Annotated in this window: 8 protein-coding genes and 2 pseudogenes; 4 read left to right on the plus strand and 6 right to left on the minus strand. The window is 60.2% G+C overall.

Translation table 11 applies throughout. The features are described 5' to 3' along the window. Nucleotides 1-35: 35 nt before the first annotated feature. The 4 genes from AMC88_RS26300 to tssA form a co-directional block, all read right to left on the minus strand. Nucleotides 36-569: an Hcp family type VI secretion system effector gene (locus AMC88_RS26300; RefSeq protein ID WP_004680426.1), complete on the minus strand. Its 534-nt coding sequence runs from the start codon at nt 567-569 to the stop codon at nt 36-38. A 115-nt stretch (nt 570-684) separates the two neighbouring features. Continuing rightward, nucleotides 685-2,172, minus strand: coding sequence for a type VI secretion system contractile sheath large subunit (gene tssC, locus AMC88_RS26305; protein WP_004680425.1), 1,488 nt, complete (start codon nt 2,170-2,172; stop codon nt 685-687). A gap of 2 nt (nt 2,173-2,174) precedes the next feature. Then, the gene (gene tssB / locus AMC88_RS26310; RefSeq protein WP_016737476.1) at nt 2,175-2,729 is read right to left on the minus strand and encodes a type VI secretion system contractile sheath small subunit; all 555 of its coding nucleotides are present in this window, start codon (nt 2,727-2,729) and stop codon (nt 2,175-2,177) included. 35 nt (nt 2,730-2,764) lie between these two features. After that, nucleotides 2,765-3,757, minus strand: a complete 993-nt coding sequence (gene tssA, locus AMC88_RS26315) for a type VI secretion system protein TssA (RefSeq protein ID WP_004680423.1) — start codon at nt 3,755-3,757, stop codon at nt 2,765-2,767. 93 nt (nt 3,758-3,850) lie between these two features. Between tssA and AMC88_RS33355 the strand changes: the two are divergent. After that, nucleotides 3,851-4,207: pseudogene (locus tag AMC88_RS33355) on the plus strand (IS3 family transposase); the annotation flags it as partial. 1,248 nt (nt 4,208-5,455) lie between these two features. On the opposite strand, the gene AMC88_RS26320 reads toward AMC88_RS33355, so the two are convergent. Together AMC88_RS26320 and AMC88_RS32505 are read right to left on the minus strand one after the other, a co-directional pair. Then, a complete protein-coding gene (locus AMC88_RS26320) occupies nt 5,456-7,735 on the minus strand; it encodes a hypothetical protein (RefSeq protein WP_064820044.1) in 2,280 nt (759 codons plus the stop codon). 1,355 nt (nt 7,736-9,090) lie between these two features. Further along, nucleotides 9,091-9,638, minus strand: a pseudogene (locus AMC88_RS32505) (transposase); the annotation flags it as partial. A 653-nt stretch (nt 9,639-10,291) separates the two neighbouring features. On the opposite strand from AMC88_RS32505, the gene tssK reads away from it, so the two are divergent. The 3 genes from tssK to icmH are packed head-to-tail and all read left to right on the plus strand — an operon-like array spanning nt 10,292 to nt 14,164. After that, complete coding sequence (tssK, locus tag AMC88_RS26330; protein ID WP_016737477.1) at nt 10,292-11,647, plus strand: type VI secretion system baseplate subunit TssK; 1,356 nt, start codon at nt 10,292-10,294, stop codon at nt 11,645-11,647. A gap of 7 nt (nt 11,648-11,654) precedes the next feature. Further along, the gene (locus tag AMC88_RS26335; RefSeq protein ID WP_210256236.1) at nt 11,655-12,875 is read left to right on the plus strand and encodes a type VI secretion system-associated FHA domain protein; all 1,221 of its coding nucleotides are present in this window, start codon (nt 11,655-11,657) and stop codon (nt 12,873-12,875) included. Further along, nucleotides 12,875-14,164, plus strand: coding sequence for a type IVB secretion system protein IcmH/DotU (icmH, locus tag AMC88_RS26340; RefSeq protein ID WP_008536065.1), 1,290 nt, complete (start codon nt 12,875-12,877; stop codon nt 14,162-14,164). Before AMC88_RS26335 ends, icmH begins: the two co-directional genes overlap by 1 nt.

Here is a 14,164-nt window from a genome sequence, read left to right on the forward strand (position 1 = left end):
CAGCCCCGAATATTCCCGGGTTGCCGATGGCCCCATCAGCCGACGAGCCTATTGAAGTCGGTGCTGTTCGCGATTTGGTTCCAGATGCCCTCGCCGGCTTTGGTAAGAGCGCCTTTTTCATCCTGCCTGTAATAAATGACCTTGCAGGCGCCGAACCGGAATGTGATCGTCTCCTCGGGGGCCTCTTCCGCATAGGACCACTCGACCTTCTCGACTACCAGCATGTTGAAACTCCAGTGCAAGAACAGGTTCGATTCTGATGTAGCTTGTCCGCTCCCCGTCGCTTTGAAAAGTTTCAGTTCGACGCTATTGAAGTGGGCGCCGCGACCACAGGCAACGTACAGAGAGGGCGATGACGTATCCACCTGCTTCTTGATAGTGAAGACCTCGAATTCGGCCTTGCCCGCGCCCGCCCCGGCGGTATGAGGCCCAATGTTCAGCTTGTTTTCGAGTGAAAAGCTCCATTCGTCCGCTAGGGTGATACCGTCCTTTAGAATGATAGATTCGCCCTTGGGCAAAATGCCGTCCTTGGACGCTTGCGTGAATTTTATAACCGCGTCGAACGCCATGATGGACTTTCCTTTTCTCGTTGATCTGATTGGGCCTGGATTGCATCGGCCAGCCCGGGGCAGCTATTCCGGAGTTTTGGCGCCGAGAACGGAGCACAATCATCTGCGGGTTTTCTCAGTCCTTGCGGGCGGATGGCAGGCGCGAGACAAGTCTCAAAGAGATGGTTAGGCCTTCGAGCTGGTAGTGTGGCCGCATGTAAAATCTCGCAACGTAATATCCGGGATTATCTTCGACCTCTTCCACCTTGACCTCGGCTGAGGAGAGCGGCTGCTGTGCCTTACTCTCTTCGCTCCCAAGCTCGGGCGAGGGGTGGACATAGCCCTGAATCCATTGGTTGAGCCACTCCTCGACCTCGTGGCGCTCCTTGAACGTGCCAATCTTGTCCCGGACCATACACTTCAAATAATGTGCGAAGCGGCAGGTTGCGAAGATGTAGGGTAGCCGGGCACTGAGTTCGGCGTTCGCTGACGCGTCGGGGTCTTCGTATTTGACCGGCTTGTTAATAGTTTGAGCGCCAATAAATACGCCGAGGTCCGTGTTTTTGCGGTGCAACAGCGGTAGAAGACCGTTTTTGGACAGTTCGGCCTCACGGCGGTCGCTGATCGCGATCTCAGTGGGGCATTTTAGGTCGACGCCACCGTCGTCGCTGCGGAAGGTATGTACCGGCAGACCCTCGACCAGGCCGCCGGATTCGACGCCACGAATTCTGGAGAGCCAGCCATAGAGCTTGAACGAGCGCGTGATATTTACGCCCATGGCGTAGGCTGCGTTCGTCCAAAGGTATTTCTCGCTGTCGCCGCCGTCTGTGTCCTCCTCGAAGGCGAATTCATCGACCGGGTTGGTTTTGGCCCCGTAGGGCAGCCGGCCAAGGGTGCGTGGTAAGGTCAGGGCCACGTACCGAGAGTTCTCGCTCTCGCGGAACGCCCGCCAAGGGGCATGTTCGGGCGTGAGGAAGATTTTTGTGATGTCACGCGGGTTCGCAAGCTCACGCCAAGAATCCATCTGCAGCAGATGTGGTGAGACGGCAGATATAAGCGGTGAGTGGCTCGCCGCCGCGATCTGCGCCAGTCCCGAAAGCAACTCTACGTCCGGTGGGGTATGGTCGAAATAGTAGTCGGCAATCAGGCAGCCATAGGGTTCACCGCCGATTTGGCCGTATTCGTCTTCGTAAATTTTTTTGAATAGCGGACTCTGATCCCAGGTGACACCCTTATATTTCCGCAGAGTTCGGGACATCTCCACCTTTGAAACTGGGAGAACGCGAATCTTCAACGTTTCATCGGTTTCGGTGTTGATGGCAAGGTGATGCAAGCCCCGCCAAGCTGATTCCACGCGCTGGAAATTTTCGTGATGGAGGATCTCGTTGAGTTGTGCAGAAAGCTTCTGGTCGATCGAAGCAATCATTGCTTGGATAGTCGTGACGACATCGTCGCTGATTAGCGACGTGTTTTGAAGTGCCTGCTCGGCCAGTGTTCGGACGGCACTCTCCACCAAGTCACGGGAGTGGTCCGAGCGGATCTTGAACTCGAATCGAAGCATGCGGGTGAAATCGCCGAGATCAACGGTGGCGACCTGTACATCTGTGGCATCTGCAGGCATCATGATCAGTTCTCCTCTGTGTCTGGGGATGGCAATGGCGGAGCGGCAACCAATGCATCAGGCTTCTCAGTCTCGATGCCATTGCCGAGGGCGCTTAGCAGTGCCGAATCCGCGAGGAAGTGGGTGAGCAACTCTTCGGCACCGTTCTTACCGTCCATATAGGCCAGCAGATTGGAGAGCTCCGTTCGCGCCTCGAGCAGCCTGCTAAGGCTGTCGACCTTGCGCGCCACGGCCGCCGGCGAGAAATCTTCGAGCCGCTCGAACGTCAAGTCGACAGCGAGTTGGCCTTCTCCGGTCAATAGGTTCGGCACCCGCATCACCACCCTGGGCCTCAGCGATCTGAGCCGATCATCGAAATTGTCGATATCGATCTCCATCATCTTGCGCTCCGCGACAGGGGCAAGCGGCTCGGCAGCATTGCCGGCGAGGTCGGACATCACGCCGACCACGAAGGGAAGCTGAACCTTCTTCTGAGAGCCATAGGTCTCGACGTCGTATTCGATCTGTACGCGAGGCGGACGAACCCGCGCGATGAACTTTTGACTACTCGCCTTTGTCATGTGTTCCACTCTCCTGATAGGGAAGATTGCGCACGTCACGTGCCCTCGCCGACCGCCAGACCGGCAATCGAACGGTATTGGGCAACCCCTTCTGGCGCCAACTCTTTGATAAGAGCCATGAAGTCCTTCGAGACAAGTCGCTGCGCGCGCTCCAGGAGGGCTGGCAGCGGGCTCGCGGGCTCATTCACCTGGTACCAGTGGCAAATGCGGCCAAGAATTTCGACAACGTCATCGCGGTTGCGGATCACTTCGGGGTAAGAGGCCTTGCTAGAGTCTGGCAATGGAGATGCCGGGGCTGCAGGCTGGGCCCTTTTCCGATGGGCGTCGACCAGATCCTTGGCCTGGGTGAGTAGCACTATCAGAGGGTCGAATCGAACGGCCTCGTCACTCGCGACGTGCTGCCGAACACTCGCGTCTAGATGGGTGGCGGCTGCCAGGCTGGCGTGGAGACCAGTGCTGATCTGCTCGAGCTGCAGTGGATCGGTGTCGATGAAGGCGTGCTCGATGGTCGAACGATCAATTTCCGTAGATTGGGACCGTAGCGCACCAGCCCAATCGCGGAGCGTGAAAGTCCCGAATTGCCTGGAGGAGGTGAGTGGGACTTGGCGTATTTCTGCCAAGAGCCCGGAGAGATCGCAGAGGCTCGCTAGAGCGTTGAGGCGAACGGTCTGATCTTCGTCATCTTCTGGATCCGGTCGCGGATGTAGCTCTGACCAGTAGAGCTCGACATAGGCCGCGAGCAGCTCAAGCCCCCGACTTAGACCAGAGAAGCCGAACTGACTGAGGGCGGATCGTGTGAGCAAGATTCCGACTCTTAGATCCTTAGTGCGGGCAGAAAGGTCGAGGCCAAGCCGCCACACCTCTGTCCAATCGGGAGCCTCCTCGGTGGCGATGGAGTCGCCTATCTGCTGGTGCGGCTTGCCATGCGACGCTATCTCCAACTCCAGGAAGCTCAAATCGTAATCGAGAGCATCCCCGCATGCGTTGCCGTCGCTGATCGGTTTTAATAGATGATCTGCATCGAGCATGACCCAAATCCCAGTTTTCCCGACATAAAAGATCGTCGCGCCTCTGTTTCTCAATGTTTAGCAATGAGCAGACGCGATTGCTCATGCACAATCGACATTCGTATATGTCGTGAATGCTTGGGGCGTGAATGCCGCCGCTTCGGATCTTGACGCAGCTATGTGCTGCTCAGGCGCGAGGGACACCTTGTGAACAACAAGAAGCTCTTCCGGGTCCATCGGGAGGAGAAGCTCACGATGCGCAAGCGCCGTGGCCGGAAACGAGCGAAAGGCAAGCGTTGGTGTTGATCCCGCTGGCTGCCAATGATCGTTGGCGCGGGTTCAGGCTTCTGATGGTCGTGAGGAAAGCCGGACTCTCGTCGCCGATACTTCGCTCTCCGGCCTGCGGTCGCCTGTGGACTGGATCGGGTTATCGAGGAGCGTGGCAAGCCAAGCACTCTGGCCTCGGCTAACTAACCCTGCAGAGTTCGCCCAGATCGGCAACCCGCGACGTGATGCAGTGCTGCGCAGCCGGAATGGTCTCCGCACCTAAACCCGCCGATGCCGCCGCAGATGCGCAACCCACCGCTGGAGCGAACCCCAAACTGGATAAACTTGACGGTACAAGCTCAGCCAGATTGAATTGACATCGTCGGGCAGTCGTTGCAAAGGGCAACCTGCGGAGTACCGTTGCAAACGTGAGCCTGAAGGCCTCCAACTACGAAGTCTTCGCGCGGCCGCCTCCGCGCCAGTTGCTGCATAAGGTGGATGGCGTCCTCGGCGATCGCTCTTGGGGGTGTCGGCGCCATCGCGCGTGCAGCGACCCGGCGTCAGTGGTAGAACGGCTCGAGCACTTCAACGGCATTATATCTCCTGCGCTCCGCCGGACCGCCGCACGAGGCATATAGGGCGACAATCTGGATGAGATCCGTATTGACCGCATGTAACGATGCTCCCCGAGATTCGCACGTTGCCTCATTCATTTTGCTCCCAGTTGGAGCGAAGGAGTGGGGTGCGGAGATGGCGGGGTTTCGCAGCGGCCGGCCTCCTTCGTGAGCGCCATTGCCGTTTTCGACGGAAGTCGAAGGTTAATAACCATCGTCGCGGTATTTACTTTTGACAATGGGTGTGATGCGGCTTTGCGTGATCTTCTAAAAAGAATCGAGTCCCGCCGCCAATCCCCCGTTCTATCGCGCACCTACCGCATCCCAACGTGACTGTCGACCCTGCTTCCATTAGTCGTGCAGGGCAACCACGCGGTCTCTCGTGCAGATCCCTGCGATTTCGAATTGACGGACACCGACCCCGTTTGACGGTCGTGGAGTGCACGCACTTAGTCACCCTAGCCGCCCGCGCACTGCAACCCCGCTGTAGCGATCCTTCTACCTCTATGCTAAAGAAAGTTTTGGAAAAACTTGCCTCGTCGCCATCGTTCGACGGCGGCCTTGGCGCCAATCTTGCGAGGAGCGGGCTGATGGTCGCAGCGGCATGCGAGCCGACATTCTGCGCTCCCGACCGTCGAAGACGAGGTCGCTCTCGGCGTGTTAGTCAGCCGGAATGCGCCGGCCGTCGTGCCCCTAAATATCGATCTCGAGCCAGGTATTGGCCTCCAGACTGAAGAAAAATTCGGCGCTCTCACATGCTCATGCAATCCCGTGGTGGACAACCAACGCACATGATGGTGCAGTTCCTAGGGAATGTGGTGATGAGTCATGAGCCGTCCTATATCACCTTGAACGCTGCCCTCCTGGCTATCCGTTTCTTCGAGGCACCCACGATTATGGCGGCATCGGCGGCGCTGAGATCGGGATGGGCCGCCTTCAGTGCGTCTGCCCACGCCCCCTTGCTCTGCCCCGGCAGCTGCGGTGTCTGCCTAGCGATTTCGTCCAGCCTCGCCTGGTCCTGGGCCGACACCGTCTGGAACGCCGTCCTCACGGCGATATCGCGCCTTACGGCACCCACGACTATGGCGGCATCGGCGGCGCTGAGATCGGGATGGGCCGCCTTCAGCGCGTCCGCCCACGCCCCCTTGCTCTGCCCCGGCAGCTGCGGTGTCGCCGCCTTGATCTCGTCCAGCCTCGCCTGATCCTGGGCCGACACCGTCCGGAACGCCGCCCTCCTGGCGATATCGTCCCTAAAGGTGCCCAGGATGGTGGCGGCATCGGCGGCGCTGAGATCGGGATGGGCCGCCTTCAGCGCATCGGCCCAGGCCGCATTGCTCCCCCCCTGCCGCGGTGTTGCCGCCGCGATTTCGTCCAGCCTCGCCTGGTCCTGGGCCGACACCGTCCGGAACGCCGCCCTTTTAGCAATATCCTGCTTTATGGCACCCACGATTACGGCGGCATCGGCGGCGCTGAGATTGGGATGGGCCGCCTTCAGCGCGTCCGCCCAGGCCGCATTGCTCTGCCCCGGCAGCTGCGGTGTCTGCCTAGCGAGTTCGTCCAGCCTCGCCTGGTCCTGGGCCGACACCGTCCGGAACGCCGCCCTCCTGGCGATTTCGTCCTTTGCGGCGCCCACGATGGTGGCGGCATCGGCGGCGCTGAGATCGGGATGGGCCGCCTTCAGCGCGTCCGCCCAGGCCGCATTGCTCCGCCCCTGCCGCGGTGTCACCGCCGCGATTTCGTCCAGCCTCGCCTGGTCCTGGGCCGACACCGTCCGGAACGCTGCCCTCACGGCGATATCGTCCTTTAAGGCGCCCACGATTGTGGCGGCATCGGCGGCGCTGAGATCGGGATGGGCCGCCTTCAGCGCGTCCGCCCACGCCCCCTTGCTCTGCCTCGACTGTCGCGGTGTTTGCCTGGCGATTTCGTCCAGCCTCGCCTGGTCCTGAGCCGACACCGTCCGGAACGCCGCCCTTTTTACAATATTATGCTTTACGGAACCCACAATTATGGCGGCATCGGCGGCGCTGAGATCGGGATGGGCCGCCTTCAGCGCGTCCGCCCACGCCCCCTTGCTCTGCCCCGGCAGCCGCGGTGTCTGCCTAGCGATTTCGTCCAGCCTCGCCTGATCCTGGGCCGACACCGTCTGAAAAGCCGCCCTCCTGGCGATAACCCGCTTTACGGCGCCCACGATGGCGGCGGCATCGGCGGCGCTGAGATCGGGATGGGCCGCCTTCAGTGCGTCCGCCCACGCCCCCTTGCTCTGCCCCTGTAGCTGCGGTGTCTGCCTGGCGATTTCGTCCAGCCTCGCGTGGTCCTGGGCCGACACCGTCTGGAACGCTGTCCTTTTAGCAATATCCTGCTTTACGGCATTCACGATTATGGCGGCATCGGCGGCGCTGAGATCGGGATGGGCCGCCTTCAGCGCGTCCGCCCACGCCCCCTTGCTCTGCCCCGGCAGCCGCGGTGTCACCGCCGCGATTTCGTCCAGTCTCGCCTGGTCCTGGGCCGACACCGTCTGGAACGCGGCCCTTTTAGCAATATCCTGCTTTACGGCACCCACGATTATGGCGGCATCGGCGGCGCTGAGATCGGGATGGGCCGCCTTCAGCGCGTCCGCCCACGCCCCCTTGCTCTGCCCCGGTAGCTGCGGTGTCTGCCTGGCGATTTCGTCCAGCCTCGCCTGGTCCTGGGCCGACACCGTCCGGAACGCCGTCCTCCTTGCAATATCGTCCTTAAAAGAGCCCACGGTTATGGCGGCATCGGCGGCGCTGAGATCGGGATGGGCCGCCTTCAGCGCGTCCGCCCACGCCCCCTTGCTCTGCCCCGGCAGCTGCGGTGTCGCCGCCTTGATCTCGTCAAGCCTCGCCCGGTCCTGGGCCGACACCGTTCGATACGCCGCCCTCCTGGCGATAACCCGCTTTACGACGCCCACGATTACGGCGGCATCGGCGGCGCTGAGATTGGGATGGGCCGCCTTCAGCGCGTCCGCCCACGCCCCCTTGCTCTGCCTCGACTGCCGCGGTGTCTGCCTGGCGATTTCGTCCAGCCTCGCCTGGTCCTGGGCCGACACCGTCCGGAACGCCGCTCGATTGACGAGATCGCCCGTTGAGGCCCCCACGATTATGCCGGCATTCGCGGCGCTGAGATCAGGCGCCAACGCCAGCGGCCTTTGAGCATATAACGTCTGCCTGCGGCTGGGCCTGGGATCTGCGTCCTTCTCAGTAGTCCGCCTCTTGCGCCCGCCACCGGTCGGATCGCTGGGCTCCGCGGGCACCTCGGACATGGCCGAATGCTCCTCTCTTCCACCCGGCACCTCGGTGGGCCCGGCAACCGCTGAGGCTTCTAAATTCCCAAGGCCATGCAGCCCCCCGCGCTGAGGGCCAGTCTCCAGCGGCTGGCCCTCGACGAGGTGAATAGTGCGATCGGCATTATTGTATTCATCTGTTGTCCTCGTGAGGTTGAACGCGGTCTCTGCCGGGACGACCGGAACTCTCGTCAGTTCCGTCATGTCAGCCATCATTTGCGGGGTTTGTTCTTCAGGGCTTTGAAGCTCGGTCGGCGGGCTTGGCTGGTCGACGCTTAGCCTTTCCACGTAACGCAATACCGAATTCTCTTGCCAGATGTCGTCCGAATTGAAGTTGTCGGCCACTTGATCGACACGCGCCACTGAAGACTGCGCTCTTTGATCCGCTGGGTGCCGGCCCTCATCCGGCCGCGAAGAGCCCTGCCCCTTAGTCCGAGGGTCCCTGTCAACCATGCTCACCCCCCTGGGATATGGCCTTCAGGAAACAAGGGGTCAGCTGTCGGGCACCGACTGCTGACGGAAGGTCAGAATTTATCAGGGGCTCAAGCGACTTAACCAGAGTGCAAGGGGCGCGACTGCGACCATCGACCGCTCCAGCTTGCCGAGCCTCGTTCGGACGCCGCTCAATCACCGTGGGTCCCGTTTTTTGCTGTTGTGGCATGGGGCGGCTCTGCGGAATCGAGCTCAGGTGACGGGAGGCCGGCAGATCCCGAAGACATGGCCAGGCCGTTGATAACTGGTAGCGTAAACGCATCATTGCAGCAGAACCTCAAAAACCACGGAGAAGAGCCCGCGATTCAAACTAGCGCAGTCCCGGTATTGGATTGCATGCACAGGTGATATGCTCGCATCCGGTTAGTGAGCGGCTATGGCGCAGCTCCTGCGTGAACCCATAACGACAGCGGCGATCCTTCGAGAGATGCAGCGACGACCCGTTCTCCAGACCGGAGGTCCGTGCTTGATGTGGCGATCGGCTCGGATTGCTATCAACGCTGACGGCCGCCGGTGCCGCGCAAGCCGGTTACGACGAAACATCGACATGATCTCTTCTATGGTGGGATTGGCCCAACGATACCAGGGTAGTGGCAACTGTCGCCAATTGCGGCGCCAGTGAGGTCGGCCTTCGTCTTCGAACTCCTTGCTGGCTTCCGCTAAACAACGCGGCCTTATCACAAAAGGCTGGGAGATCTAACGATGATCCCGGCATCCGGACTTCTGCGCATTGCCGGCCGGTAATAGCGCGAAAGACTTGCAGCAATCGCAGCGCCGGCGGCACCCGTGACTAGTATCCGCACTGCCTGGCCCGTAACAATGCGCTGTGACCAGCGGAAGCCGATCTCGTGGAAAGACAAGGCATGCTGCGGGCTGATATGATGAAAGACGCCGGCAATGGTGCGGCGGACCCGGGACCTGAAACCTCCCACCGAGTGGACGGCGACTTGGACGAATTCGCGGCTCGAATGCTTTACGTTCTCATGCGTAGCAAAGCTCTTGCCAATCGCCATGAACGCCTCACCGCCCATCAGGCAGGTTGCGGTTCGATCCCTTTCGCCGTCGCGCGCCCTGCATGTATCGAAAGGCCTTTTCGGCCCCGTCCAGGCGGTAGACCGTCCGGATCCATTCTCGGTCGCTCACCGAGATGAAAACGGTCGATCTCCACCGTGCCATCTTGCATGTGCTCGCGCGCCAACATGAGGCGCAGCGCATATCCCATTCGCTAGCTATTGGGCATCACCAAATGTGGAAATGCCTATCTTCGCCGCATGAATGATCCATGCCGCCAGGCTGCTATCCCGCACCTGGCGCGAACCGGGACTGCAACCGGTTCGTGGATCGTGTCCAGGAGGTGGTTGTCTAATCGCTAAACTGGTCGTCAAGGTGCTTTAGGGGCGGCGGCGCGTGAAGACGATGTTGGCGGCGGCACTGCCTCAGCGTATTCAGGAACATTTTCGACGAGGCAATGCGCATCACGTGTCACCTTGCCTGTTGCGCTGCTCTTTTGGCCCCGTACTTGCGGCGCCGGGTCTCAAGGCTTCCGGGCGGTCATTTGCGAGATTCATCCCGTACGAGTGACAGGACAGGCGAATTGGCGCGTTGTAGGTCAGTGTGAACATGAACGACCAATAAGGCTCTGAGGGCAACGGGCTACTGAGCGACAGTCTAGATGAGACCCCTTGCTTGTCGCGCTGCAAGGGGGCTCATGACCAATCCTGATGAGCTTCGGCGCTTGCATATCTGAGCTGTCCCGACACGCGATGCCCTTCTACCAGCGCATTGTTGGATATCAGATGTGCATGCAAGGGGGCAGTGAAGCTCTGCTACTTTTACGGAGAAAGCCGTTCTGTCAGGTGGACGCGAGGCGAGTCTTGAATGTCGTGGAATAATAGGGTCGTCTGGTCGGAGGGCTTGTTCCTCCGCCCGCAGCATTTTCAGCAGGCCGATCGTCACGTCGAACAGCTGGTGCGCAGCAGGACGGCGGTTTTGCATGGGTACGGGTGGGGTATCAGCGAGCTGCGGCTCAATCGAGAGCTGCTTGGTCTCGGTAAGATCGCCATCGAAGCGGCTCGCGGCGTCTTGGAGGACGGGATGCCCTTCAGTATTCCTGACGAAGCCAACCAGCCAACTCCCTACGACGTTCCGCCGGATTTTCGAGATTCGCTTATTCACTTGGCGGTACCGTTTTATCAACCCGGCGCTCTTGAAACCGACGCGCAAGCGGGAATTGACGTACCTATCCGCTTCGCAGTCTCCACTGAGGATGTTGTCGACACCAACGCTGGCGAGCGAGGCAGCGCCTCCATCGACGTAGCGAGGCTGGATTTTCGACTGCTGCCGGACGCGGCAGACCGGTCTGGCTACACTTGCATCCCAATCGCCCGTATCATAGAGGTCCGGGCCGACCGACAGATCATTCTGGACGAAACGCACGTGCCGCCAACCCCCGACTGCGCCAGCTCCCGGGTCCTCTCGAACTACATCACTGAGATCACCGGCCTGCTTCACCATCGTGGTGAAGCTCTGGCCACTCGGGTCTCCCAGTCGGGAACGAACCGGGTTGCAGAGCTCGCGGACTTCCTTCTGCTGCAGGCGATCAATCGGTACGAGCCGTACTTCTGCCACCTGTCCAAGGCCGCCGTTGTAAATCCGGAATCGCTGTATGTTCTCATGCTCCAGTTGGCGGGTGAACTAGCCACGTTCGCCCGCGTCGATAAACGTGCCCCGACCCTTGGTGTTTACAAGCACGACTCTCTCGCGGAGGCGTTTTTGCCAGTGATACAGTCGATCCGGGCTTCGCTGGGTGCAGTGATTGAGCAGACTGCGGTCCCCGTACCGCTGCAGCGGCAAAAATACGGTGTCCATGTGGCTGAGGTGGCCGACCGCTCTCTCTTTACGACCTCGAGCTTCGTGCTGGCTGCTCGGGCTGATATTGAGGTCGAGCGCCTCCGGCGCGAGTTCCCGTCTCAGATTAAGATCGGCCCGGCGGAGAAAATCACGGAACTCGTCAATGTCGCACTGCCCGGCATTATCATCAATCCCCTACCGGTCGCGCCGCGTCAGATCCCCTTCCATGTTGGATTCAGCTATTTCGAGATCGATCAAAATAGCCGCTTCTGGAAGGATATGCCCCAATCCGCCGGCTTGGCGCTGCACGTTGCTGGCGACTTCCCAAATCTCGAAATGGCTCTCTGGGCCATCCGAGCCGGACAGAACCCACATTTGAGTTAGCCCACCAATGCCCCTCACGCTACGTGTACACAGCAATAGATGTAGTTTTCCGGAATATCTCGTGCCGGGCGACGCGGCTGGTGGACTGACTACCAGCCGAGCAGGCAACAGCCTGGTTCTGCCGGATGATCAGCAGATGGTCTCGAAATCCCACTGCTCAATCGAGTGCATGGCACGGCGATACGTACTGATCGACCGAGGCCGCGACGACACATGTCAAAATGACGAGGCGGTGCCGCTTCCGTCAGAGGCGCCGGTCGCCCGGAAAACCAGCGATGTTATTCAGATCGGCGCCTATATGACCGATGTCGTCGCGGTGTCGCCTTCGATATCCATTGCGGAGAGTGCCGCCGAACCGGAGGGACAACTTGCAGCGACAAGTGAGGAGTTGAGTCTTCTTGGCCCCCTCGAAACGGCCTCGTCGCTCCTGGCGGGCAATTGCACCCGGGGTGAAGAAGCGCTGCTGGACCTGAGGGACGGCGAGTTCCTACCATTGCCGTTCTTAGGCACTCGTTTAGACGCGCTGGCGGGCATGATGAGAAGTCCGTGGGATATCTACGCAGACAGTGTGCCAGATCGGGCCCCCATCTTGACGCAACCCAAGGTGGAGCAATCATCTCGCCAAGAATCATCGAGCGGCGGTCACGGCTTTCCTTGCCGCCTGCGGCTTATCATTGGCAGATGTCCGGAATGCCGGCATCGTAAGCGTGCTGGATCGTGCAGGGAAAATGCTTCTGTATTCCGCCGCGCTGCACAGCATACTCTCCGAGCGAGAGCTGGCGAACAATTATTCAGAAATAAGAGTTCCGACGAAAAAACCCTGAGTCTCGTTCCCGATGTCGGCGAGGCGTTGCGCGCAGTTCTGTGCAATGACTCCAGCGGGTCCCTCCGCGGAGACCTGGCCGTTGAGCAAGCCTTCACCGACCGTGGGACGCATGACGTGTCATTCGCGGCTGTGCAGAAGGCTCTGTCCAGCGTCCGTGCACGCTTGTCCCTAGCAGGGATCGAGAAGGCGATGGGGCGGCCCCGTTCCCTTTTGCACCGCAACCATAAGGCGCGAAACCGGAGTGCGTACGTGCGCGTCTTCAATGACGTCGTATCGAGCATCGAAACCGATTTGCTCCGGAGCTTCGGCGCCGACTTCGCGCGCCCAGTGCGAGAGCGTAGTCGACCCGCCCGCCGATCCCACGATGAGAGCGTCCGCTCCGAAGGGAAGTGGGCGGGTTGATGGTGGTGATTGAGGAAACGATGCCAAAATCCCAGCCACTCGTCCTCCTTCACGCCGAGGAGCAGTTGGCTGTCCCTTCGCCGTCATCGCCAGTGGCGGACGAACTTACCTGGGAGATGCTTGCGCTCGACCGACTTAATCCACTGGTCGCGGCCGCGGCGGCGCTGCTGGGTCTCAGCGCTCAGCTCAAGAGCAGTGCTAGCCATATCGACGTTGAAGCACTGCGCCTTAGGGTGCTGCGGGAGATCGATGCTTTTGAGCGTCGGATCACGCCGCTCGGATTGCCCTCGCGAGCGATCAAGGTCTGCAAATACGCCCTCTGCGCGACCATCGATGACATCGTTCTGAACACAGCCTGGGGCAGCAACAGCGTCTGGACGACGCGCAGCTTGGTGGGATCGCTGTTCAGCGATACCTGGGGCGGCGAGCGCTTCTTCGATCTGCTGACGCAATTGAAAAATGAACCGGCCATCAATATAGAACTGCTGGAGCTGCTCTACTACTGCATGAGGTTGGGCTTCGAAGGCCGCTACCGCGTCACTGCGGGAGGAGCCGCAGAGCTCAGTGTGCTGTGCGAAGACGTCTACCGCCTGATCCGAGCAGCCCGTGGTGACTTCGAGCGCGAACTATCCCCGCACTGGCGGAGGAACTCAAATAATCCGAAGCCACGCCGCACAATCGTTCCAATCTGGGCCGTCGTAGCGTTTGGGGCAGGATTACTCCTCTCGATCTATACCGGACTCCTGCATGCATTAAATGCCCGCGCCGACGCTGTCTTCAACGATATCGCGACATTGCCGCCGAACGGCGTTGTCAGATCGGCGAGAATCGCATTGCCACCAAAGGTTGTTATGAGCAGCGACCGACTGCGTAACTTCCTCGAGCCCGAAATCCGCGAAGGGCTTGTCACTGTGTCCGAGGACCCACAGCAGATCGTCGTTATCATTCGCGCCTCCGGGATGTTCGATTCTGCTAGTCCGGAAGTGAAGAAAATGTTCCTGCCGCTTCTTTTACGAATTGGTCGTTCTCTGAACGGTGAGTCGGGATCGGTCCTCCTGACCGGGCACACCGACGCCATTCCGGTGCAATCACTCGCCTTCCCTTCAAACGATTCCCTTTCGCTCGCGCGTGCGAGCGCAGCTGCCGAGATTATCAAATCCATGATGGATGACCCAGGCCGCGTGCGAGAAGAGGGCAGAGGGAGCGGAGAACCGGTCGCTTCGAACCACACGCCCGAGGGCCGCGCGCGGAACCGTCGGATTCAAATCATCATCACAAAGACACAATGA

The sequence above is a fragment of the Rhizobium phaseoli genome (assembly GCF_001664385.1).
Taxonomy (GTDB): domain Bacteria; phylum Pseudomonadota; class Alphaproteobacteria; order Rhizobiales; family Rhizobiaceae; genus Rhizobium; species Rhizobium phaseoli.